The sequence below is a fragment of the Streptomyces rubellus genome, assembly GCF_036323805.1.
Classification (GTDB): domain Bacteria; phylum Actinomycetota; class Actinomycetes; order Streptomycetales; family Streptomycetaceae; genus Streptomyces.
Genome location: NZ_JAZDCX010000002.1, coordinates 359258 through 380901, shown reverse-complemented (window position 1 = coordinate 380901; position 21644 = coordinate 359258). Strand labels below are relative to the sequence as shown.

At 72.5% G+C, this 21644-nt stretch carries 21 protein-coding genes and 1 riboswitch; of the genes, 11 read left to right on the top strand and 10 right to left on the bottom strand.

What is annotated here, in order from left to right; translation table 11 throughout:
• The first annotated feature begins 210 nt into the window (after positions 1-210).
• The 4 genes from V1L54_RS04065 to V1L54_RS04050 all read left to right on the top strand — a co-directional run bounded on the left by V1L54_RS04065 (position 211) and on the right by V1L54_RS04050 (position 6285).
• On the top strand, positions 211-972 hold the full coding sequence (locus V1L54_RS04065) for a TIGR03089 family protein (protein ID WP_330116436.1): 762 nt from the start codon (positions 211-213) through the stop codon (positions 970-972).
• A 211-nt stretch (positions 973-1183) separates the two neighbouring features.
• Positions 1184-2407 carry an LCP family protein gene (locus tag V1L54_RS04060; RefSeq protein WP_443076467.1) on the top strand — a complete coding sequence of 408 codons (1224 nt, stop codon included), beginning with the start codon at positions 1184-1186 and terminating at the stop codon, positions 2405-2407.
• Positions 2408-2681: 274 nt separating this feature from the next.
• A complete protein-coding gene (locus tag V1L54_RS04055; protein WP_330116434.1) occupies positions 2682-4505 on the top strand; it encodes an LCP family protein in 1824 nt (607 codons plus the stop codon).
• A gap of 55 nt (positions 4506-4560) precedes the next feature.
• Entirely contained in the window at positions 4561-6285 is a 1725-nt protein-coding gene (locus V1L54_RS04050; RefSeq protein ID WP_330116433.1) for an LCP family protein, read from the top strand.
• Between the two features lie 66 nt (positions 6286-6351).
• Here the strand turns inward: V1L54_RS04050 and V1L54_RS04045 are convergent, their stop codons facing one another.
• Positions 6352-7395, bottom strand: a complete 1044-nt coding sequence (locus V1L54_RS04045; RefSeq protein ID WP_330116432.1) for a glycosyltransferase family 2 protein — start codon at positions 7393-7395, stop codon at positions 6352-6354.
• A 145-nt stretch (positions 7396-7540) separates the two neighbouring features.
• Between V1L54_RS04045 and V1L54_RS04040 the strand changes: the two genes are divergently transcribed.
• Positions 7541-9136, top strand: a complete 1596-nt coding sequence (locus V1L54_RS04040; protein WP_330116431.1) for an LCP family protein — start codon at positions 7541-7543, stop codon at positions 9134-9136.
• A gap of 66 nt (positions 9137-9202) precedes the next feature.
• On the opposite strand, the gene V1L54_RS04035 is transcribed toward V1L54_RS04040, so the two are convergent.
• The gene (locus V1L54_RS04035; RefSeq protein ID WP_330116430.1) at positions 9203-9754 is read right to left on the bottom strand and encodes an acyl-CoA thioesterase; all 552 of its coding nucleotides are present in this window, start codon (positions 9752-9754) and stop codon (positions 9203-9205) included.
• 147 nt (positions 9755-9901) lie between these two features.
• Between V1L54_RS04035 and V1L54_RS04030 the strand changes: the two genes are divergently transcribed.
• Positions 9902-11104 carry an LCP family protein gene (locus tag V1L54_RS04030; RefSeq protein WP_443076466.1) on the top strand — a complete coding sequence of 401 codons (1203 nt, stop codon included), beginning with the start codon at positions 9902-9904 and terminating at the stop codon, positions 11102-11104.
• Positions 11105-11199: 95 nt separating this feature from the next.
• On the opposite strand, the gene V1L54_RS04025 is transcribed toward V1L54_RS04030, so the two are convergent.
• Both V1L54_RS04025 and V1L54_RS04020 read right to left on the bottom strand, forming a co-directional pair.
• Positions 11200-11598 carry a PIN domain-containing protein gene (locus V1L54_RS04025; RefSeq protein ID WP_330116429.1) on the bottom strand — a complete coding sequence of 133 codons (399 nt, stop codon included), beginning with the start codon at positions 11596-11598 and terminating at the stop codon, positions 11200-11202.
• Entirely contained in the window at positions 11598-11867 is a 270-nt protein-coding gene (locus V1L54_RS04020; protein ID WP_330116428.1) for a hypothetical protein, read from the bottom strand. Before V1L54_RS04020 ends, V1L54_RS04025 begins: the two co-directional genes overlap by 1 nt.
• 291 nt (positions 11868-12158) lie before the next feature.
• On the opposite strand from V1L54_RS04020, the gene V1L54_RS04015 reads away from it, so the two are divergent.
• Positions 12159-12299 carry a hypothetical protein gene (locus V1L54_RS04015; protein WP_330116427.1) on the top strand — a complete coding sequence of 47 codons (141 nt, stop codon included), beginning with the start codon at positions 12159-12161 and terminating at the stop codon, positions 12297-12299.
• A gap of 103 nt (positions 12300-12402) precedes the next feature.
• Here V1L54_RS04015 and V1L54_RS04010 read toward each other — a convergent pair whose 3' ends face one another.
• Both V1L54_RS04010 and V1L54_RS04005 read right to left on the bottom strand, forming a co-directional pair.
• Entirely contained in the window at positions 12403-12639 is a 237-nt protein-coding gene (locus V1L54_RS04010) for a DUF397 domain-containing protein (RefSeq protein ID WP_330116426.1), read from the bottom strand.
• Complete coding sequence (locus V1L54_RS04005) at positions 12636-13508, bottom strand: helix-turn-helix domain-containing protein (RefSeq protein WP_330116425.1); 873 nt, start codon at positions 13506-13508, stop codon at positions 12636-12638. Before V1L54_RS04005 ends, V1L54_RS04010 begins: the two co-directional genes overlap by 4 nt.
• Before the next feature lie 279 nt (positions 13509-13787).
• Between V1L54_RS04005 and V1L54_RS04000 the strand changes: the two genes are divergently transcribed.
• Both V1L54_RS04000 and V1L54_RS03995 read left to right on the top strand, forming a co-directional pair.
• Positions 13788-13952: a hypothetical protein gene (locus V1L54_RS04000; RefSeq protein ID WP_330116424.1), complete on the top strand. Its 165-nt coding sequence runs from the start codon at positions 13788-13790 to the stop codon at positions 13950-13952.
• A 123-nt stretch (positions 13953-14075) separates the two neighbouring features.
• Positions 14076-14423: a hypothetical protein gene (locus V1L54_RS03995; protein ID WP_330116423.1), complete on the top strand. Its 348-nt coding sequence runs from the start codon at positions 14076-14078 to the stop codon at positions 14421-14423.
• Between the two features lie 90 nt (positions 14424-14513).
• Here the strand turns inward: V1L54_RS03995 and V1L54_RS03990 are convergent, their stop codons facing one another.
• On the bottom strand, positions 14514-15692 hold the full coding sequence (locus V1L54_RS03990; protein WP_330116422.1) for an acyl-CoA dehydrogenase family protein: 1179 nt from the start codon (positions 15690-15692) through the stop codon (positions 14514-14516).
• 183 nt (positions 15693-15875) lie between these two features.
• Between V1L54_RS03990 and V1L54_RS03985 the strand changes: the two genes are divergently transcribed.
• The gene (locus V1L54_RS03985; RefSeq protein ID WP_330116421.1) at positions 15876-17216 is read left to right on the top strand and encodes a UDP-glucose dehydrogenase family protein; all 1341 of its coding nucleotides are present in this window, start codon (positions 15876-15878) and stop codon (positions 17214-17216) included.
• Between the two features lie 28 nt (positions 17217-17244).
• Here V1L54_RS03985 and V1L54_RS03980 read toward each other — a convergent pair whose 3' ends face one another.
• Positions 17245-17835 carry a CGNR zinc finger domain-containing protein gene (locus V1L54_RS03980; protein ID WP_330116420.1) on the bottom strand — a complete coding sequence of 197 codons (591 nt, stop codon included), beginning with the start codon at positions 17833-17835 and terminating at the stop codon, positions 17245-17247.
• 131 nt (positions 17836-17966) lie between these two features.
• On the opposite strand from V1L54_RS03980, the gene V1L54_RS03975 reads away from it, so the two are divergent.
• Complete coding sequence (locus V1L54_RS03975) at positions 17967-18353, top strand: VOC family protein (RefSeq protein WP_330116419.1); 387 nt, start codon at positions 17967-17969, stop codon at positions 18351-18353.
• A 152-nt stretch (positions 18354-18505) separates the two neighbouring features.
• Here the strand turns inward: V1L54_RS03975 and V1L54_RS03970 are convergent, their stop codons facing one another.
• Together V1L54_RS03970 and V1L54_RS03965 are read right to left on the bottom strand one after the other, a co-directional pair.
• The gene (locus V1L54_RS03970; RefSeq protein WP_330116418.1) at positions 18506-19825 is read right to left on the bottom strand and encodes a transglycosylase family protein; all 1320 of its coding nucleotides are present in this window, start codon (positions 19823-19825) and stop codon (positions 18506-18508) included.
• A 4-nt stretch (positions 19826-19829) separates the two neighbouring features.
• Positions 19830-20001: riboswitch (cyclic di-AMP (ydaO/yuaA leader) on the bottom strand.
• 387 nt (positions 20002-20388) lie between these two features.
• The gene (locus tag V1L54_RS03965) at positions 20389-21642 is read right to left on the bottom strand and encodes a dipeptidase (RefSeq protein ID WP_330116417.1); all 1254 of its coding nucleotides are present in this window, start codon (positions 21640-21642) and stop codon (positions 20389-20391) included.
• Positions 21643-21644 lie beyond the last annotated feature (2 nt).

The following is a 21644-nucleotide window of genomic DNA, read 5'->3' as shown; positions in this document are numbered from 1 at the left end:
GGGGGCACACCGGCAACACGGCGGCCGCCGCGCACGCGACGGCGATCGAGGACGCAATGAATGCACGCATGGCACTGATACTGGACAGAAGCTGACAAATCTGTCGAACCGAGCCGGAGGTGCCGCCACCCCGGCCACCCCGCGTCCCCGGCGCCGCGCCCCCCGTCCCCGCCCCCGCCGGACGGCGGCGGCCCGCGTACCCTGGCGCCGATGAACACCACCGACCACACCCCCGCCGACCTGCTGCGATCCGCACTCGCCGCGGACGCCGCCCGCCCGCTGGTGACCTTCTACGACGACGCCACCGGCGAACGCGTCGAACTGTCCGTCGCCACCCTCGCCAATTGGGTGGCGAAGACTGCCAACCTCCTGCGGGACGAACTGTCCGCCGAGCCCGGCGACCGCCTCGCCCTGCTGCTGCCCGCCCACTGGCAGACCGCGGTCTGGCTGCTCGCCTGCTCCGCCACCGGGGTCGTCGCCGAACCGGCCCCGGGGCCCGGCGCCGTCTCCGCCGCCGACCTCGTCGTCAGCGGACCGGACACCCTGGACGCCGCCCGCGCCTGCTCCGGCGAGCGCGTCGCGCTCAGCCTGCGCCCGCTGGGCGCCCGCTTCCACCGGCCGCCGGACGGGTTCACCGACTACGCGGTCGAGGTGCCGGGCCAGGGCGACCACTTCACTCCTTACTCCCCCGTCGATCCGGACGCGCCCGCGCTGGTGGTCGGCGGCGAGGAGCTGACCGGGGCGCAGATCACCGAGCGGGCGCGGGCCGATGCCGCCGTACGCGGGCTCGGCCCCGGCTCACGGCTGCTGTCGGTCCTGCCCTACGACACCTGGGAGGGACTGTCGGCCGGGCTGTTCGCCCCGCTGGCCGCCGGCGGTTCGGTCGTGCTCTGCCGCAACTCCCCCGGACCGGCCGCGTCCGCGCTCGCGGAGCGAAGGAAGAGCGAGCGCGTCACCCACACCGCCGGCTGACCACCGGCCGGCGGCCCACCGCCCCCCGAACACCGGGAACACAACCGGCATTTCCCCACCGATCCCCCGGATCACGGTCGCGCGGCCGGGTTTTCGCGCCGCCCGTACAACCTCACGCGCCTTTCGCCCGTCTGTACTGAAGACCGGCGACCGCACTTCTGTGCGCACGACCCACGCCGGAGACCGGCAGACCACGTGGACCGCGTGAGGGATGAACTCAGACGTGACCGAACCAGAGGGCCCGCGCCCGGCGGACCCCCCGCTCCGGCCCCGCCGCCGCTGGCTGCGCTGGACCGCGCTGGGGGCCTCGTTCGCCGTGCTCGCGGCGGCCGGGGCGGTCTGGGTCCTCTACAGCCGGCTCGACGGCAACATCCGCACGGACGTCGGAGCCGTCAACCAGCTGCGGCGCTTCGAGAGCGAGCGCCCCCGGCAGATCGTCCACGAGGCGAAGAACATCCTGCTCATCGGCTCCGACGACCGCGGTGGCGACAACGGCCGGTACGGCCGCGACAGCGGCACCCAGCGCTCGGACACCACGATCCTGCTGCACCTGTCCGCCGACCGCTCCGGCGCCACCGGGGTGTCGATCCCGCGCGACCTGATGGTGGACGTCCCCGCGTGCGAGCGGCCGGACGGCACCACCACCGAACCGCGGTTCGCGCAGTTCAACTGGGCCTTCGAGTTCGGGGGCGCGGGCTGCACCATCCGCACCGTCGAGAAGCTGACCGGCATCCGGGTCGACCACCACCTGGTCGTCGACTTCGCCGGCTTCACCAGGCTCGTGGACGCCGTGGGCGGCGTCGAGGTGTGCCTGGCCGAGCCGGTGGACGACCCCGACGCCCAACTCGTCCTGGAGGCGGGCCCGCAGACGCTCGACGGCGAGCAGGCGCTCGGCTACGTCCGCACCCGCAAGGGCATCGGCGACGGCAGCGACACCCAGCGGATGGCCCGGCAGCAGGAGTTCCTCGGCTCGCTGGTGCGGAAGGTGCGCGGAGAGGGGATCCTGACCGATCCCACCAGGCTCTACCCGGTGCTGGACGCGGTGACGTCCTCGCTCACCGCCGACCCCGGACTGGACTCCCTGGCGGAGCTGTACGACCTGGTGGGCAGCGTGCGGGACATCCCCGCGGACCGGGTGCGGTTCCTGACCGCGCCCAGACAGCCGTACACCTACAACCCCAACCGCGACGAGCTGGTGCAGCCGGACGCCGAGCGCCTGTTCACGGCGCTGCGCAACGACCGGCCCGTGCCGGAGGACCTCGGCTCCCCGGCGGACTCCGGGGCCGGTTCCGGGACCGGTTCCGAGAGTCCGTCCGGAGCCCCGCGGGGCGATGCCCCGGGAGCCGGGTTCGCCGTGGCCCGGACCGGCCTGTCCGGACCCTCCGGTCCCCCGGCGGACGGACGGCCCACCGCGACCGGGAGCCTGTGCGGATGACCACGGGGACGCGGGTGCGGATGAGCGTACGGGCGGGCGGGCGCGTACGAGAGAAACAGCACACCCACCGAGCCGCGGTAATGCAGCGGAATGCCCGTTTCGCGAGGAAGGGAACTTGCCAAGAGGGGTGCTTGTGGCTGGACAGTGCCAGATAGTGTGAGCAATCCGGTGCGTGCGCCCAGAATCGCCGCGCACCGCAGGACGACCGACCGAGCGCCCCGCGTCCCCGACCAGGACGAGGCGCCGCGTGGTTTGACGGAGGATTCAGGCAACCGTGGACGCGCAGAGCCGTGGGCAGGCGGGTGACATCGATCCCGCGGACCAGTGGGTGTTCGACCCGGACACCGGTGACTACAAGCTGCGGCCGCTGTCTCCCGGCGCGCCCCCTTCCCCCGCCGCCACCCAGGCGCCCGGGACACCCCGTGCCCCCCGCACTTCCCGTACCCCTTCCCCACGTTCCCCTCGTTCCGCCTCCCGGTCCGCCACCTCGCACACCACCGGCCGGGCTGCGGCGCCCGGCACCGAGGTGCCCAGGCAGCGCAGGCGGCGGGCGGAGGACGCCCCCGCGGACACCGGGGGGGCGCCGGAGGGACGCCGGGCGGCGGGCGGCCGGGCGGCCAGCCGGCGCAAGGCCAAGCCGAAGAAGTCCAAGAAGCAGAAGGTCCTGCTGTGGACCGGCGGTGTGACGGCCTTCCTCCTCGTCGGGACCTCGGCCGCCGCCTACGTCCTCTACAACCACTTCAACAGCAACCTCAGCACGGTCGACGTCGGGGACGCCGGGGACGGCGGGGGCTTCGGCGGTGACGACCCGTTCAACATCCTGCTGATCGGCACCGACAAGCGCACCGGCGCGGGCAACGAGGGCTACGGCGACAAGAACAGCCCCGGCCACGCCGACACCACGTTCCTCTTCCACGTCTCCGCGGACCGCTCCAACGCGACCGTGCTGAGCATCCCCCGGGACCTGATCACCGACATCCCCGACTGCCCCACCAAGCAGGAGGACGGCGGCACCGAGATCGTCCCGGGCGAGCAGGGGGCCCGGTTCAACACCAGTCTGGGCCAGGCGGGCCGCGACCCGGGCTGCACCATGCGCACCGTCAAGGAGCTGACGGGGCTGGACGTCCACCACTTCATGATGGCGGACTTCAACGCCGTCAAGACGATGACCACCGCGGTGGGCGGTGTCGAGGTGTGCCTGGACAAGCCCGTCAAGGACGACAAGTCCCATCTGGACCTGCCCGCGGGCGTGAGCGTCGTCGAGGGCGAGCAGGCCCTGGCCTTCGTCCGCACCCGCAAGAGCTTCGGCAACAGCAGCGACCTGGACCGCATCAAGGTCCAGCAGCAGTTCCTGAGCTCGATGATCCGCAAGTTCAAGTCCAACGACACGCTCACCGACCCGGGCAAGCTGTGGAGCCTGGCCGAGGCCGCCACCAAGGCGCTGACGGTGGACACCGGCATAGGCACCATCAAGAAGCTGAGCGACCTGGGCCGGGAGCTCAGCGGCATCAATCCCAAGAACATCTCCTTCGTGACCCTCCCGGTGATCGACAACCCCGCGGAGACGGTCAAGGCCACGGTGGTCCCCGACCCCGTCAAGGCCCCGCAGCTCTTCGCGATGATGCAGAACGACGTCTCCCTCACCGAGGTGGAGAAGAAGGAGAAGGCCGCCAAGAAGGAGGCCAAGGAGAAGCAGGCCGCCCTGCTGGAAGGCCCCCGGGCCGACGCCTCCGAGGTGCGGGTCGAGGTTCTCAACGGCGGGAAGATCGCGGGTGCGGCGCAGGCGACGCTCACCTGGCTGCAGAACACCCAGAACGTGCTGAAGTCCAGCAACGGCGGCAACGCGCCCGAGCAGCTCGCGAAGACGAAGCTGGAGTACGCGCCCAACCAGGCCGACCAGGCCCGCAAGCTCGCGGACCTCATGGGCCTGCCCGCCTCCGCCCTGCAGCAGGGCACCGAGGACGCCGAGGGGCTGGAGCCGATGACACTGACGCTCGGCGCCGACTTCCAGGGCGCCGGCATCCCCGTCACCGCCCCGGCGAAGGCGCCGGAGGACATCCAGAAGGTGGAAGCCGACAAACAGATATGCGCCAAGTGACGGCGCGCACGCCCCGTTCCGAGCGCGGGCCGAACGACCAGGGGAGGGCGACCCGTTGGGGCAGCGTGCCGTACGGGGGAAGGGCGCGCACGACCGCGCCGCCGAGGCCGGGGACTTCGGCTGGGACGACGGCCTGTACGAGGGGAACGGGCGGTCCGCCGCCCCCGCCGTCTCCGGCGCCACCTCCGGCGCCGACAGCGGTGGAGGCGGCGCGGAAGCCGGGCCGCCGTCCCGGCCCGGCCACCGCTCCGGCGGCCCGCGCCGGGGCGCGGGCGGCCGGGCCGGGCGGGTGCTGCGCTGGACCGCGGCCGCTCTGTCGCTGCTGATCCTCGGCACGGCCGGCGCCGGGTACCTCTACTACGAGCACCTCAACGGCAACCTCACCCGCAAGCCCCTGACCCTGGGCGACAACCGGCTCGACCACCGGCAGAACGCCGCCGGACAGACCCCGCTCAACATCCTGCTGCTGGGCTCCGACAGCCGTAACTCCGCCCGGAACGTCGCACTCGGCGGCGCCCGGGACGAGGTGGGGCGCGAACCGCTCGCCGACGTGCAGATGCTGCTGCACCTCTCGGCCGACCGCGGCAGCATCTCGGTGCTCAGCATCCCGCGGGACACCAAGGTGACCATCCCCCAGTGCACCGACCCCGAGGACGGCACGGTCCACGAGCAGACCACCGGGAAGATCAACACCAGCCTCCAGCGCGGCGGTCCGGGCTGCACGGTCGCCACCTGGATGGAGCTGACCGGCATACCGATCGACCACTTCATGATGATCGACTTCGCGGGCGTGGTGGACATGGCCGACGCCGTCGGCGGTGTCCCGGTCTGCGTCCGGGACAACATCCACGACAGCAACTCTGGACTGCGCCTGGAGGCCGGCACCACCACCGTCCGGGGCGAGCAGGCCCTGCAGTGGCTGCGCACCCGCTACGGCTTCGGCGACGGCACCGACATAGGCCGGGCGAAGGCCCAGCACATGTACATGAACTCCATGGTCCGGCAGCTCAAGGCCGGCACCAGGCTCACCGACCCCGGCAAGCTCCGGGCCCTCGCCGAGGCCGCGACCGGGGCGCTCACCGTCGACGAGGGCATCGACGGCGTCAAGGACCTCTACGACCTGGCCGAGGAGCTCAGGCAGGTGCCCACCGACCGGATCACCATGGCCACCATGCCGTGGCAGTACGCCGACGGCGGCAGCCATGTGGTGCCCGAACCGGGCGACGCCGAGAAGGTGTTCTCGCTCATCCGCGACGACGTCGCGCTCGACGGCAAGGACGAGGAGGGGGAGGAGAAGCGGAGGAAGACCGGCGGGCCCGCCCCCGCCGACCCGGCCGCGCCCAGCGACGAGATACCGGTGCGGGTGCGCAACGGCACCCGCACCGTCACCCTGGCCCCCGTCAACGGCCGTGCCGCCGTCATCACCGGCGAACTGCACCGGCTCGGCTTCACCCGGGCCGCCACCGACACCACCCCGGCGGCCCAGGCCGACACCACCGTCTCCTACGCGGACGAGGACCGGCGCGGCGACGCCCTGGCCGTGGCGAAGGCCCTGGGCCTGCCCGAACGGGCCGTGAAGCACTCGGCCGGGGCCGAGGAGATCACCCTGGTGATCGGCGCCGACTGGCGCCAGGGGAACGCCTACCCCGGGCGGGCCCCGGGCGCCACGGCTCCCGGCGAGAACGGGGCCGACGGCAGCGAGATCCCCGAGAGCGCCGGGGCGCTCAACGGCTCGCAGAAGGACGCCTGCATGGAGGTGAACCCCGCGCACGTCTGGTGACGCGTACGGCCGAACGCGTACGGCGGGGACGGCCCGCGGCCGGACCGCCTCCCGTGTACGGGGCGGTCAGCTCCCGGCGGTCACCGGCTCCCGGCGGCTGGCCTTCACCTTCTCCGCCAGCCTCCGCGGGCTGGTCAGGAAGCCCCAGCCCCACGACATGTGCATGGTGGCCAGCGCCAGCGGTATCCGCACCCGCGCCCCGAACGGCAGCCCCTTCCCCGCCGGGACCGAGCCCGCGGTGATCGCCGCCAGGTAGCCCGCCGGGACCACCAGGCCCCACGGGGTGACCAGCGCGCCCGCCACCAGACCCGCCGCGATGGCGACCACCGCCGCCGGCGGCGCCAGATAGCGCAGGTTGATCGAGCCGGAGTGGTAGCGGGCCACCACATGCCGCCAGCGGCCGTAGTTGCGGTACTGCTTGGCCAGGGCCCGTACGTTCGGACGCGGCCGGTAGGAGACCAGCAGCTCGGGCGAGAACCAGATCAGCCCGCCGGCCTGGCGGATGCGGAAGTTCAGCTCCCAGTCCTGCGCCCGGATGAACTCCTCGTTGTAGCCGCCCTGCTGCTCCAGCACCTCGCGGCGGAAGACGCCCAGATAGACCGTCTCGGCCTCACCGGCCTCGCCGCCGGTGTGGAAGGCGGCATTGCCGACCCCGATCCTCGAGGTCATGGCGGCGGCCACCGCCTTCTCCCAGTCGTTCTCGCCCTCGGCGTGCATGATGCCGCCGACGTTCGCGGCGCCGGTCTCCGCCAGCAGCCGTACGGCGGTGGCGATGTAGTCCGGCGAGAGCATCCCGTGCCCGTCCACCCGCACCACGACCGGGTGGCGGGAGGCGGCGATGGCGGCGTTGAGCCCGGCGGGGGTGCGGCCGGTGGGGTTGGGCACGGTGCGCACCCGGGGGTCCTCGCGGACCAGTTCGGCGGCGATGGCGTCAGTGCGGTCCTCGGACGGGCCGAGCGCGATCACGACCTCGAGCTCGCCGTCGTACTCCTGCTCCAGGATGTGCCGTACCGAGCTGCGCAGGTACCGCTCCTCGTTGAGCACCGGCATGATCACGGAAACCGCGGGCGGCGCAGCGGCCGGCGAGGGGGATTCGGCTGGGGAACTCACCGGGCCACGGTACCGCGAACGGGTGAGGCCCTCGCACGGCAGCCGGGTGGCCGCGGGCACCGGGCGGCGTGGGATGTCCGGTCCGTAGATCGTATGGACTTACGTTGGCCGCTTCCGGCCCCCACCCCACGGAGGTGGTTCTGCGATGCCAGCCCGGTCGACGCCGCCGCAGCCCCGTCGGCGCGGCCGCCACGCCCGTCCCCGGCCGCGGCAGCAGCGGCTGTCCCGCTGGAGCGCGCGGACGGCCACCGCCTTCTCGGCGCTGGTGCTGACGGCCAGCGGCATCGGTCACGCCATGGTCACCGGGCTGGACGGCGAACTGCGCCGGGTGGACCCCTTCCACGGGCTCAGCCACCGCCCCAGGGCCGGCGACGGCACCAACTTCCTGGTCGTCGGCACCGACGGCCGCGCCGGGATCGGCCCGGCTGACCGGCGGCGCTACTCCCTGGGCGACACCTCCTGCCACTGCACCGACACGATCATGCTGGTGCACCTGTCCGCCGACCGGAACCGGGCCAGTGTGGTGAGCATCCCCCGGGACTCCTACACCGAGTTCCCCGGGCACACCGATCCGGCCACCGGGAAGCACCGCACCGGCCGCACCGGGAAGATCAACGCCGCCTACGCGTACGGCGGCCCGCGGCTGACCGTCCGCACGGTCGAGAAGATGACCGGGGTGCGCGTCGACCACTACCTGGAGGTCGACTTCACCAGCTTCATGCGGACGGTCGACGCGCTGGGCGGGGTCCCGGTGTGCACCGCCCGGCCGCTGCGCGACCCCCACAGCGGCCTCGACCTGCCGGCCGGCACCACCCGGCTGGACGGCGGCCGGGCCCTGCAGTACGTACGCGCCCGGCAGCTCGACGGGGAGGGCGACCTGGGCCGCATCAGACGCCAGCAGCACTTCCTGGCCTCCATGATCAACGAGGCGACCCGGCACGGGGTGCTGATGAACCCGGTCCGGCTCAACCGGGTCGTCTCCGCACTGGTCGGCTCGGTGCGCGCCGACCCCGGTCTGGGCACCGGCGAACTGGTGGCCCTGGGGCGGGCGATGCACGGTCTCACGGCGGCGTCCTCGGAGTTCGTCTCGGTGCCGGTCGCCGACCCCGACCGCAGTGTGCCGGGCATCGGCTCGACGGTGGTCTGGGACAGGCCGGAGGCCGAGGGACTGTTCCGGGCACTGCGCCGGGACCTCCCCCTGGCGGCCGGGCGGGCGGACCCGGCGGCCCGGGGGGAGACCCGTGCGGAGAAGGCCCGGCCGGACGGGAAGAACCCGGAGAAGCCCGGCGAGAAGGCGGGCCGCTTCCCGCGGTCCGGCCCCCTGCCGGTCGAGGCGGACCCGGCGAAGGTCCGCGTCCAGGTCGAGAACGGCACCCCGGTCGCGGACCTGGGCATGCGGGTGGACCGGGCGCTGCGCGCCACCGGCTTCGACACCACCGGCACCCCCCGTGCCGCGAAGCGCCAGGACCTGCGGCACACGACCGTCCACCACGGGCCCGGGCAGGTCCGCGCGGCCCGTGCCCTGGCCGCCGCGCTGCCCGGCGCCCGGCTGCGGGAGGACAAGGACCGGGGCCCGGTGCTGAGGGTGGTCCTCGGCAGGGAGCACAGCGAGGTGCGTCAGGTGCGCGGGCGCGGGAGCACGCGCTCCCCGGCGCCCGGGAAGCCGGCCGGACGGCCCCCGGAACGGGAGGGCACCCCGGTGGTCACGGGCGACGAGGTCCTCTGCCCCCGGCATCCCTGATCACCGTGTCCGTCCGGGCACACTTCCCCTCCCGGCCGCCCGGCTCCCCCGCTCCACCTGCCCGCCCTACTCGTCCAGCATCCCCTGGGCCGTCCGCCGGTCGCGCAGCTCCTTGATCGCCCGGCGGCGGGCGAGCCGGTGGGTGCGCCGGATCTGCGCCTCCTGCCACCGCCGCCGGTCCCGCTCGGTCTCGGGGAGCACCGGCGGTACGGGACGGGGCCTGCCCTCCTCGTCGACCGCGGTGAACACCAGATAGGCCGAGGCGACCTGGGTGGCGGGCGTGGACTCGTTCCAGCGCTCGGCCAGCACCCGCACCCCGACCTCCATCGAGGTCCGGCCCGTCCAGTTCACCTGGGCCTTCACGTGCACCAGATCGCCCACCCGGACCGGCTCCAGGAAGACCATCTCGTCCATGGACGCGGTGACCGCCGGACCGCCCGAGTGCCGCCCGGCGACCGCCCCGGCCGCGTCGTCGACCAGCTTCATGACCACCCCGCCGTGGACGGTGCCGAGGAGGTTGGTGTCGTTGCCCGTCATGATGTGGGACAGCGTGGTCCGGGAAACCGAGGTGGGCTTGCCCGGCAGTTCGTGCTGGGGCGCCTGGGCCTGAGTGCTCATGCCTCCCACCCTAAGCACCTCCCCGAGCTCCCGGTCACCGGCGCCCGCCGGTGCGCGGGCCGCTGTGCATCAGCTCTGCAACAGCACCGCTCCGGTTCCGCTCCCCGCTCTATGGCGCACCCGCCCCGAGGGGGCACACTGCCTCCCATGACTGACTGGCCCAACACCGCCGGCCCCGGCCCGCACCCGGACCCGACCCGCGCCATGCCGACCACCCAGCGCGGTGGCGGCGGCTACTCCAGCGGCTACGCACCCGCCCCCGACGGCCCCGCGGGCTACGACTCCGGTTACAACACGGGCCAGGTCTACGCCGGCTCCGGCCGGGGCGGCGGCCAGGGCGGCTACGGCGGCGCCGGTTCCGCCGCCCGCCCCGCGCCCGACTGGGGCCGCCGGGTCAAGGTCGGTCTGATCACCCTGCTCGTCGTCGCCCTGGTGTGGTCGGTCGGCACCTACTTCTGGGCCGACTCCAAGCTCCGCCGCGAGGTGGACCTGAGCATCGTGCAGGACCGCCCGGAGGGCGGCGAGGGCACCACCTACCTGATCGTGGGCTCCGACAGCCGCGAGGGCCTGTCCGACACGGAGAAGAAGGAACTGCACACCGGGTCGGCCGACGGCAAGCGCACCGACTCGATGATCCTGCTCCACGACGGCCCCCAGGGCGTCACGATGGTCTCCCTGCCCCGCGACTCCTGGGTCACCATCCCGGAGTTCACCGGCTCGGAGAGCGGCAAGGACTTCCCCTCCCCCGGCGCCCGCAAGCTCAACGCCGCCTACTCCATGGACGGCGCCCCGCTGCTGGTCCGCACCGTCGAGTACAACACCGGCCTGCGCATCGACCACTACGCCGAGATAGGGTTCGGCGGCTTCGCCGAGATCGTCGACGCGGTCGGCGGCGTGGAGATGGACATCCCCCGCGACATCAAGGACAAGAACTCCGGCGCCGACTTCGAGAAGGGCCGCCAGACCCTCGACGGCGCCGAGGCCCTGGCCTTCGTCCGCAACCGCTACGAGGCGGGCAGCGACCTGGAGCGCACCAAGAACCAGCAGAAGTTCCTGTCCGCGCTGGCCAACCAGGCCGCCACCCCCGCCACCGTCCTCAACCCGTTCAAGCTCTACCCGACGATGGGCGCGGGCCTGGACACCCTGATCGTGGACGAGGACATGAGCCTGTGGAACCTGGCCACCATGTTCTGGGCGATGAAGGGCGTCACGGGCGGCGAGGGCGTCTCCATGAACATGCCGATCGCCGGCAGCGCCCCGCAGGGCTCCCTCAAGTGGGACATGCCGAAGGTCAAGCAGCTCGTGGAGCAGCTGAAGAACGGCGAGAAGGTCACCGTCAAGGGCGACTGAACCCCGCCCGCGCGGGTACGCGGGTCGGGCGGTCATGTGAGGTGCGGGCCCCGGACACCGGAGACGGTGTCCGGGGCCCGTGGCGTGCGCCCGCTTCACCCGTCGGGATGAACCGCCTGGACACCGGTACCCCGGTACATCTCGGGAGTGAGTGTCAGCAGGTAGCGGCCGGAAGGGAAGCGCGCCGAGGGGCGGGCCGCGTGGACGGCGTGGACGGCCGCCCAGGAATATCCGGCACGCAGCAGCTCGGTGGCCGTGCGGGCGGCCTCGGCGTCGAACGTCTCGGTCTGCACGAACCGCAGTCCGTCGATGTAGTCCAGCAGACCGGGACATTCGATGTCCCCCGCCGCGAGCGAGAGCACGGGGGCGAAGAGGCTTCCCAGACCGCCGGACGCCTGCACGTAGAAGGCGGCGACGGCCTCGTTGGCCGGATCCTTGGGGTCGTACAGGGCGGTGGCGGTCGTGTGGTCGAGTACGACCGCGATCGCCCCCACTACGCGGCCGCCTGCGGACCGTGACCGCCGCCCAGCCGCCGGAGGAGCCCACGGGCCTTCGCCTCGGCCTCCTCGCTGGGCACGGCACCCAGGAGGGCCGCGAGTTCGGCCCGGGCCTGGGCGACACGCTCCTCACACTCGGCCCGAGTCGGCCGGCTCTCGGCGAGTTCCTCGACCAGGCCCCGGATGGTGGTGCCCTCCTCGGCCGCCAGCCGTGCCAGCCGGTCCCGCGCGGCAGCGCTCACTTTGATGCTCGTCTCATCTGCCATGCCCCGACTCTACCGCCGGTAGAGGAGGCTCGGCGGCCACTGCGCCGATCCGCCTCCCTCATCGGATCGGCGGAGACGGGCAGAACGCCGTCCAGGACGACCCGGCGTTCTTCGTCGGCCAGTGCGTCACCGACGCCTGGTACCGGTGGTGCGAGGCCGACGACGACAGCGGGGAGGCCACCCTGTGGTTCTTCGCGGACGACGGGAAGTCGTGGGCGACCGTCGAGTACGTCCCCGGCGAGGAGACGTACGAGGTGGAGCAGTACGGCCCCCCGTGCGCTGTGGCACGAGGTGCGGGACGCCTTCCACCGCTGGCACGCCCTGGGCGCCCCGGAGCGCTCCCGCTTCGGCCTGACGGTCGACGAGGACGGCCAGCGGATATGGCTGGACAGTCCGCACAACCCCGTTCCCCCCGACAATCCCTTGCCCTGATGTCCTGCTCCCCGAACCGCGCGGCACCCGGACTGCGCTGGCCGGCGAGGAGGGGAAGGAGCGGGGGCGGGGTGCCCGGCCGGTGGCCGGGCACCCCGCCTTGTCAGGACGCCGTGGGACCGTCGGCCTTGACCCCGGCCACGAAGGCGGTGAACGCCCGCGCCGTGAAGAGCAGGGCGGGGCCGCCGGGTGCCTTCGAGTCGCGTATGGCGACTGCGCCGTAAGCGGTACGGGTCAGGTCGGCGGTCTCCACACAGTTTTGCCCGTTACTGCTGTAGGAGGACCTGAACCAGTCAGCGGTGATGTCCGATGCCGCCAGAGTTCGGTTGCCGGTGGTCATTCCTTGATCTCCCTGGATAGCCGGTGCAGGAACTTCGGAGTCTCCTCCGAGGGCAGAGCAGATCGCGAAAGCGCCTCGAAGTGCCGTGAGAAACGTCCGGCCTCCCGACGTTTGTCTGAAATGAATGTGGCGTTGAACGGGCCGTCCACCTGGATCGTCGTCGGCATGGCGTCGCGGAGGAACATGAGACTGAAGTCGTGTTCGAACAGGTGCCCCCGCATCGTCTGCGGGAGCACCTGCACGGTCACGTTGTCGAGCGCCGCCAGACGATCGATCTCCTCGTACTGTTCACGCATCACCTCGACTCCACCGACGACGTGCCGCAGCGCGGGCTCGTAGAGGATCGCCCACAGCCTCAGCGGGTCCTCGCCTCTTGTCAGCGCCTCCTTCCGCATCATCCGCACGCTCACGCTGTCCTCGATGAACTCCGTCGTGGTCTCGTCGATGGACTTGGCGCCCTCGTGCCGTGCGCGTGCGTACGCCTCGGTCTGCAACAGGCCCAGGACAAGGGTCGGGTGGTAGGCCCGGACCTCCTGTGCCGCCGCCTCGATACCGAGGAAGCGGGGCACCCCGGAAGGCATGTTCGCGGCGTTGAGCATCCACCACTCCTGGCTGGCGGCGGTGCGCTGGGTGGTGATCAGCCGCTCGATCTCCTCCTCGTCGGTCATGCCGTACCGGATCAGGAGCTTGCGCAGGGCGCCGGCGCTGCGCAGGTCCTGTAGCCCGGTCTCCACCCGTTGCAGCTTCGTGTCACTGAACGGCATCCCCTTGGAAGCCTCCTGGAGGCTCATCCCCACGCGCCTGCGCAGCTCGCGAAGCTCGTGTCCCAGAGCGATACGGCGTGCTGTCGGCCTGTGCGGTGCGGCCACGTGTCCGCCTTTCCGGCTCAACTGCCTGTGCGTTGCGCCGATGTGCGCAGCATGGCACGGCAACTGCCCGCCGCACCATGCCTCGCGCCCGAGTCGGCATGTGCCATTTTCTGTCCGGTGGGTGATTCGGGGGTTTCTCTATTGCTGCCCAAATAACTCATGAGGAACGGTAATTGAGCTCGGCGAGAGAAGGAGCCGCAGCATGCAAAGCCAGTCCCGCGGGTGAACTCTTCGAACCCGCATTCCCTTTTCCCGTGATACCGAGAGGGGCTGCATCCGATGCCCGCACGTTCCGACGCGCCCGCCCGTCCCCTGCTGTGGGGGCCGAGCAGGGTGCCCGTGCCGTACGTCGCCGCGTGGAGCGCGGAGGCGGTCTCGGTGGCGGGTGCGCTGACCGTACGGCCCGGCGGGGCGGGGCTGGCCCACGGACGAGGAACCGGGTGACCGGGACCGGCACGGGGTGCTGTGGGCGCGGATGAGCCGGGCGCCCGGGCGGGGACGGCCCGGTTTCCGCGAGCTGCACTCCCACCGTCAGCGGCGGGCGATGCTCGGCCTGCTGTGCCAGGTGTGCGGCGCCCCGGCCGACCGCACGTCGCGCGGCCGGCTGTTCGTCCTGCCCGCCCGGACCCGGCCCGGTGCTCCCCGGGCTGGCCCGAGGGGGCGCTGTCCACCAAGCCGCCGCTGTGCCGCCCCTGCGCGGCGCTCGCCGTACGCCACTGCCCGCACCTGGCCGACCCGGTCGCAATCCGGGTCCGCGAGCCGAGGGCGTGGGGCGTCTTCGGCGGCCTGGTCGCCCCCGCCCCGGACGGCCGGCCCACCTCGGCCTCCGGAGACGGCCACCTCCTCCACGGCCACCGCGCCGCCCCCTGGTTCCTCGCTTCCCAACTCGTCCTCGAACTCACCCGCTGCGCATGAGAGGGGAACAGCGAGGCCGTAGGCCCGCGAACGCGCCGGGGCCCCTCGCCGCACACGCGGCGAGGGGCCCCGGCGCAGGGCGTGGAAGCCTTACGGCAGGTTGCGGGCCATCACGATCCGCTGGATCTGGTTCGTGCCCTCGTAGATCTGCGTGATCTTGGCGTCGCGCATCATGCGCTCGAGCGGGTAGTCGCGGGTGTAGCCGTAGCCGCCGAGGAGCTGGACGGCGTCGGTGGTGATCTCCATGGCGGCGTCCGAGGCGTAGCACTTGGCGGCGGCGCCGTAGAAGGTGAGCTGCTCGTCCTTGCCGGAGCCGCCGAGGGTGACGCGCTCGGAGCGGGCGGCGGCGGCGTAGGTGAGCTGGCGGGCGGCCGCCAGCTTCATCGCCATGTCGGCGAGCATGAACTGCACGCCCTGGAAGTCGCCGATCGGCTTGCCGAACTGCTTGCGCTCGGCGACGTAGCCCTTGGCGTAGTCCAGCGCGCCCTGGGCGATGCCGAGGGCCTGGGCCGCGATGGTGATGCGGGTGTGGTCCAGGGTCTGCATGGCGGTGGCGAAGCCGGTGCCCTCCGCGCCGATCATGCGGTCGGCGGGGATGCGGACGTTGTCGAAGTAGACCTCGCGGGTCGGGGAGCCCTTGATGCCGAGCTTCTTCTCCGGGGCGCCGAAGGAGACGCCCTCGTCGCCCTTCTCCACCACGAAGGCCGAGATGCCCCTGGACCGCTTCTCGGGGTCGGTGACGGCCATCACCGTGTAGTAGTCGCTGACGCCGGCGTTGGTGATCCAGCGCTTGACGCCGTTGAGGACGTACGTGTCGCCGTCGCGCACCGCGCGGGTCTTCATGCCCGCGGCGTCCGAGCCGGCGTCCGGCTCGGACAGGCAGTAGGAGAACATCACCTCGCCCCTGGCGAGCGGGGCGAGGTACTTCTGCTTGAGCTCCTCGGAGCCGGCCAGGACCACCGGGAGCGAGCCGAGCTTGTTGACGGCCGGGATCAGGGAGGAGGAGGCGCACACCCGGGCGACCTCCTCGATCACGATGACGGTGGCCAGCGCGTCGGCGCCCGCGCCGCCGCAGGACTCGGGTACGTGGACGGCGTGCAGGTCGTTGGCGACCAGCGCGTCCAGCGCCTCCTGGGGGAAGCGGCCCTGCTCGTCCACCTCGGCGGCGAAGGGCGCGATCTTGGCCTCGGCGAGCGCGCGCACCGATTCGCGGAGCATCTCGTGCTCCTCCGACGGCCGGTAGAGGTCGAAGTCGTTCGGTCCCGCCACGGTGCTCTCACTCCCTGTAGGCAATCCTGTAGGCCACGCTGCTAACTACCGTTAAGTAATACAAGTCTAGGGGGCTGCCCCCCTCCTGGGTACATGAGCTTGGCGACACCGCCCTCGATGTCGTGCGGCGTCAGCCGGATATGCTCGCGCACAGCACCCCGCCCGTCTCCCAGGAGCGCTCCCATGGCCATCGGAATCACCGTGATCGGCACCGGTTATCTCGGCGCGACGCACGCCGCCGCCATGGCCGAGCTGGGCTTCGAGGTGCTCGGGCTGGACGTGGTGCCCGAGAAGATCGGAATGCTCTCCAGGGGCGAGGTCCCCTTCTACGAGCCCGGTCTGGAGGAGCTGCTGCGCCGCCATGTCGCCGGGGTGGCGGGCTCCACCGGGCGGCTGCGCTTCACCACCTCCTGGGAGGAGGTGGGCGAGTTCGGCGACGTCCACTTCATCTGCGTGAACACTCCCCAGAAGCAGGGCGAGTACGCCTGCGACATGTCCTATGTGGACAGCGCGGTGGACTCGCTGGCCCCGCACCTGGCCCGGCCCGCGCTGGTGGTCGGCAAGTCCACCGTGCCGGTCGGCAGCGCGGCGCGGCTGGCGGCGCGGCTGGCGGAGCTGGCCCCGGCCGGGGAGGCGGTGGAGCTGGCCTGGAACCCGGAGTTCCTGCGCGAGGGCTTCGCCGTGGAGGACACCCTGCGCCCGGACCGCATCGTGGTGGGGGTGCGTTCGGACCGGGCGGAGGAGCTGCTGCGCGAGGTGTACGCGAGACCGGTCGCCGAGGGCTCGCCGTTCGTGGTCACCGACTTCCCGACCGCCGAGCTGGTGAAGACCGCCGCCAACTCCTTCCTGGCCACCAAGATCTCCTTCATCAACGCCATGGCCGAGGTCTGCGAGGCGGCGGGCGGCGACGTGGTGAAGCTGGCGGAGGCGATCGGGCACGACGACCGGATCGGCCGCAAGTTCCTGCGCGCCGGGATCGGCTTCGGCGGCGGCTGCCTGCCCAAGGACATCCGCGCCTTCATGGCTCGGGCGGGCGAGCTGGGCGCCGACCAGGCGCTGACCTTCCTGCGCGAGGTGGACTCGATCAACATGCGCCGCCGCTCCCACATGGTGGACCTGGCCCGGGAAACGGTCGGCGGCGCCTTCCTGGGGCAGCGGGTCGCGGTACTGGGCGCGACGTTCAAGCCGGACTCCGACGACGTACGGGACTCCCCGGCCCTGAACGTGGCCGGGCAGATCCACCTCCAGGGCGGACAGGTCACGGTCTACGACCCCAAGGGCATGGCCAACGCCCGGCGGGTCTTCCCCACCCTCGGCTACGCCGACAGCGCGGCGGAGGCGGTGCGCGGCGCGGACGTGGTGCTGCACCTGACGGAGTGGCGCGAGTTCCGGGAGCTGGACCCGCAGGTGCTGGGCGAGGCGGTGGCGCACAAGCGCATCCTGGACGGCCGCAACACCCTGGACCCGGCGCTGTGGCGCAAGGCGGGCTGGTCCTTCCGGGCGCTGGGGCGCCCGACGGCGTAGCGAGGGGACGGGGACCCCGGGGACCCGCTCAGCTTCCGGGGGACCGCCGCGCGCGGTAGGCGCGCATCTTCGCCCGGCTGCCGCAGACGGCCATGTCGCACCAGCGTCTGCGGCCGGCCGGGCTGCGGTCGTAGTACGCCCAGTGGCAGTCGCCGGCCTCGCAGGCCTTGAGCCGGGTCCAGGTGCCGTCGGCCGCCGCGGCGGCGACGGCGGCGGCGATCCGGGCGGTGAGTGCCGCGGCGCCCGTGGCGGTCTCCCCGGGGCCGTCGGGGCCGGGGAGCACGGGTTCGAGGGTCGCCGTGCCCGCCGCGTCGAAGACCACGGCCAGGGGCGTACGGCGCAGCAGGGCGGCCAGGCCGACCGCCGTCTCCGGCGGTACCGGGGTGCCGGAGTTGTGGGCCAGGCAGACGGCGCGCAGTCCCTCGCGGAGCCGGACGATGCCCGGGAGATCGCGTTTGGTGAGGCCGGGTCCGGTCAGTCGGTGGGTGTGCGCGAACGCGGCGAGGCCGTCCTCGGTGGCGAGGCTGTCGGCTCCCGTCCCCACGTCCAGGGTGTTGATCAGATCCCGCACCAGACGGAGCCCCGGTGGGGTGGGATCCCGGTCCTCGGGCTGTTCCACGTCTGCCACGTTACCGCCTTGCGGTGTTACTGGTTAACCGCCATCATGAGGTAACTCGTTACCGGCTGAGCAGATGATCCGGTAACGAGGTGACGGATCAAGAGACGGATGCACGGCAGGAAGGAAGCATCATGGCCATCTCCACACTGGAGGCAGTCGTCGTCCTGGACTGCCCGGAGCCGGGGAAGCTCGCCGACTTCTACGCGCGGCTGCTGGGCGGGACGGTCGAGGGCGAGGGCGACTGGGTCGAGGTGGTCTTCGCCCCGGACGGGACGGTGGTGAAGCGGCTGGCCTTCCAGCAGGCCCCCGGCCACGTGCCGCCGAAGTGGCCGAGCGCCGAGCACTCCCAGCAGTTCCACCTCGACTTCTACGTGCCCCGCGCACAGCGGGAGGAGGCCGAGCACGAGGCGCTGGCGCTCGGGGCGGAGCTGCTCGACGGGGACGACGACGGGGGCAAGCGCGACTTCCGGGTGTACCGGGACCCGGCGGGGCACCCCTTCTGCCTCTGCTACCGCTGAGGCGTACGCGGGGGCCGAGGGGCCGGGGAGCGCGCGGCCGGACGGGACGAGGCGGGCGGGACGCGGAAGTGGTTTCCGCGTCCCGCCCGCCTCTTGCTGTCCCACAGGGGGTCTCACCCGGCCCGTGCCGGGCCGGGCGGTGGTGGCGTGACTCAGATGTTGACGCCGTTGGCACGCAGGTAGGCCAGCGGGTTGATGTCCGAGCCGTAGCCGGGACCGGTGCGCACCTCGAAGTGCAGGTGCGGGCCGGTGCTGTTGCCGGTGGAGCCGACCCCGCCGATCCGGTAGCCGGCGCTGACCTTCTGGCCGGCGCTGACCGAGATCGAGGACAGGTGGCCGTACTGGCTGTAGCGGCCGTCGTCGTGCCGGATGACGACCTGGTTGCCGTACGCGCCGCCCCAGCCGGCGGAGACCACGGTGCCGTTGGTGACGGCCTTCACCGGGGTGCCGGAGGCGGCGGCGAAGTCCTCACCGGTGTGACCGTTGGACCAGCGGGCGCCCGCGGCCTTGTAGGAGCCGGAGGGGCGGGCCGCGACCGGAGCGGTGTAACCGGAGGACACACCGGCGGAGGTGCGCGCCTCGCTCCGGTCGGCGCGCTCGGGGGCGCGCTTGGCGGGCTCGGGCTTGACCTCGGCCTTCGGCTGGGCCTTCTGGGCCTCCGGCTGGACCTTCTTCTCGGCCTTGGCCTGCGGCTGGGCCTCCGGCTTGGCGGCGGCCTTCTGCTGAACGGCGGTGCCGCCCAGGCTCAGCTGCTGACCCGGGTAGATCAGGTTGGGGTCGCCGCCGATGACCTCGCGGTTGTCCTCGTAGATCTCCTGCCAGCCGCCGGAGACGTCCTGGGCGCGGGCGATCTTGAACAGGGTGTCACCGCTGACCACCCGGTACGCGGTGGTCTTCGCGGTCTCCCCGGCGGACTTCTTCGGGGCCGCGTGCTTCGGCGCCGACTGCTTGGGAGCGGCGGGCTTCTCGGCCTTCTCGGCCTTCTCGGCCTTCCGCTCGCTGCGGTCGGCACGCTCCGAACGGTCCTGCTGCGGCGCGGCGGGCTTCTCGGCCTTCTCGGCCGCACCGTCGGGGGAGATCTGGGGGGCGGGACCGCCCTTGGTGAGTCCGGCCCTGACCGAGCACACCGGCCAGGCGCCCGGGCCCTGCCCGTCCAGCACCTTCTCGGCGACGGCTATCTGCTGCTCCTTGGTGGCCAGGTCGGCACGCGGGGCGTACTGGGTGCCGCCGAAGGCCTCCCAGGTGCTCTGCTGGAACTGCAGGCCGCCGTAGAAGCCGTTGCCGGTGTTGATGCTCCAGTTGCCGGTGCTCTCGCACTGCGCCACCCGGTCCCAGGTGTCGACGGAGGCGGCACTGGCGTTGCCGGTGGCGATCAGGGGCAGGGCCACACCCGCGCCACCGACCGAGATGGCCAGGGACAGGCGGGAGAGACGGCTGCTGTGGGCACGACGATGACGTCCGCTTGCGGACATGAGGTGGCTCCTTCTCCTACGCCTGCGAGGTGAGCTGTCGGGTTCGGGCTGGAGTTGCCCGGCCAGCCGTTGCGCGGCGCTGGGCCGCGAGGCGTGGCTTCACCCCAAGCCGTCCCGTATGGGCACGGGCCGGCGGTTTTCGTTGGGTCCCCCGCTCCTGCCGGCGGTGGTGTGGATGCTCCAACCCGCTGCCGTGGCAGGACTCGGCGTTCGGCAGCGGGTCGCCGCACGTTGGTGCGACACGGCCAGAACCGTAAACACATCGTTTCGTCGTCAACAAGCCGATGGGTCACACGGCGCCCGTTTCGAAGGCATTGCGGCACCCGGTATTCGCACTCAGGGTGATGACATGGATGCGCAGGGTGCGGCATTTCCTTTCTGACGCCTCGTCATCCGACTCGCTCACCAGCGGTCATCACCCGTGTGACAGAAACCGACACAGAGCGCGACGAACCGGAAGATCGCACTCGTGACGTGCATCACGAGGAGGTAACCGAGAGGGTCCGCAGGCACGGATCCGGCCCCGGCCGACCGGATCCGGCCATCTTCCGGGCCGGCCCGGGTCAGCCGTCGAGCTGCTCGATCGTGGCGGTCGAGGGGCCGCGCCGGGCCTGCTCCGCACGGGCGACCGCCTCCGCGTCGCGGAGCACCCGCACCGCGTTGTGCCAGGTCAGCCTGGCCAGATCGGCCTCGGACCAGCGGCGGGCCAGCAACTCGGCCACCAGATTGGGGTAGCCGGAGACGTCGTCGAGGCCGGACGGGGTGAAGGGCGTGCCGTCGAAGTCGCCGCCGACGCCGATGTGGTCGATGCCCGCGACCTCGCGCATGTGGTCCAGGTGGTCGGCGACGGTGGCCGCCGTCGCCTCGGGGCGCGGGTGCGCCGCCTCGTACGCGCGCCGGACCTCCCGGGCCCGCTCGCCGCCGTCCAGCGGGCGCAGGCCGTGGGCGCGCAGGTGCTCGCCGGCCGCGTCGTCCCAGGCGACGGCGGCGGGCAGGACGAACTTGGGCACGAACGTGGCCATCGCCACACCGCCGTTGGCCGGGAGCCGCTCCAGCACGTCGTCGGGGATGTTGCGCGGGTGGTCGCACACCGCCCGGGCGGAGGAGTGCGAGAAGAGCACCGGCGCCGCCGACACCCGCAGCGCGTCGCGCATCGTGTCCGGCGCCACATGGGAGAGGTCCACCAGCATCCCCAGCCGGTTCATCTCCCGTACGACCTCCTCGCCGAAGCGGGTCAGGCCGCCGTGGCGGGGGGTGTCGGTGGCCGAGTCCGCCCAGTCGGTGTTGTCGTTGTGGGTGAGGGTGAGATAGCGCACACCCAGCCGGTACAGGGCGCGGAGCGTGGCGAGCGAGTTGGCGATGCAGTGGCCGCCCTCGGCCCCCATCAGCGAGGCGATACGCCCCTCGGCCCGTGCCGCCACCGCCTCGTCGGCGGTGAAGGCGAGCCGCAGGTCGTCCGGGTAGCGGCCGGCCAGCAGCCGCACCGCGTCGATCTGCTCCAGACAGGCGCTGACGGCGGCGTCCCCGGCCAGTTCGGTGGAGACGTAGACGGACCAGAACTGCGCCCCCACCCCGCCCGCGCGCAGCCGCGGGAGGTCGGTGTGGAGGTGGGCGGACTGGTCACGGGCGATGTCGCGCCGGTCGAGGTCGTAGCGGACCTGGGTGCGCAGCGCCCACGGCAGGTCGTTGTGGCCGTCGAAGACGGGGTGGGCGGCCAGCAGCGCGCGGGCCCGCTCCAGCGGCTCCCCGGCCCGGTCCGTACCGTCCGCACCGTCCGCTTCGTGCGTGCCGTCCGTACCGCCTGCCGTGGGCGCCATGC

Excerpts from the sequence above, each read along its gene's own strand:
- V1L54_RS04065 (WP_330116436.1), top strand. The coding sequence starts at position 211 with ATGAACACCACCGACCACACCCCCGCCGACCTGCTGCGATCCGCACTC.
- V1L54_RS04060 (WP_443076467.1), top strand. The coding sequence starts at position 1,184 with ATGAACTCAGACGTGACCGAACCAGAGGGCCCGCGCCCGGCGGACCCC.
- V1L54_RS04040 (WP_330116431.1), top strand. The coding sequence starts at position 7,541 with ATGCCAGCCCGGTCGACGCCGCCGCAGCCCCGTCGGCGCGGCCGCCAC.
- V1L54_RS04035 (WP_330116430.1), bottom strand. The coding sequence starts at position 9,754 with ATGAGCACTCAGGCCCAGGCGCCCCAGCACGAACTGCCGGGCAAGCCC.
- V1L54_RS04030 (WP_443076466.1), top strand. The coding sequence starts at position 9,902 with ATGACTGACTGGCCCAACACCGCCGGCCCCGGCCCGCACCCGGACCCG.
- V1L54_RS04020 (WP_330116428.1), bottom strand. The coding sequence starts at position 11,867 with ATGGCAGATGAGACGAGCATCAAAGTGAGCGCTGCCGCGCGGGACCGG.
- V1L54_RS04010 (WP_330116426.1), bottom strand. The coding sequence starts at position 12,639 with ATGACCACCGGCAACCGAACTCTGGCGGCATCGGACATCACCGCTGAC.
- V1L54_RS04000 (WP_330116424.1), top strand. The coding sequence starts at position 13,788 with ATGCCCGCACGTTCCGACGCGCCCGCCCGTCCCCTGCTGTGGGGGCCG.
- V1L54_RS03985 (WP_330116421.1), top strand. The coding sequence starts at position 15,876 with ATGGCCATCGGAATCACCGTGATCGGCACCGGTTATCTCGGCGCGACG.
- V1L54_RS03975 (WP_330116419.1), top strand. The coding sequence starts at position 17,967 with ATGGCCATCTCCACACTGGAGGCAGTCGTCGTCCTGGACTGCCCGGAG.
- V1L54_RS03970 (WP_330116418.1), bottom strand. The coding sequence starts at position 19,825 with ATGTCCGCAAGCGGACGTCATCGTCGTGCCCACAGCAGCCGTCTCTCC.
- V1L54_RS03965 (WP_330116417.1), bottom strand. The coding sequence starts at position 21,642 with ATGGCGCCCACGGCAGGCGGTACGGACGGCACGCACGAAGCGGACGGT.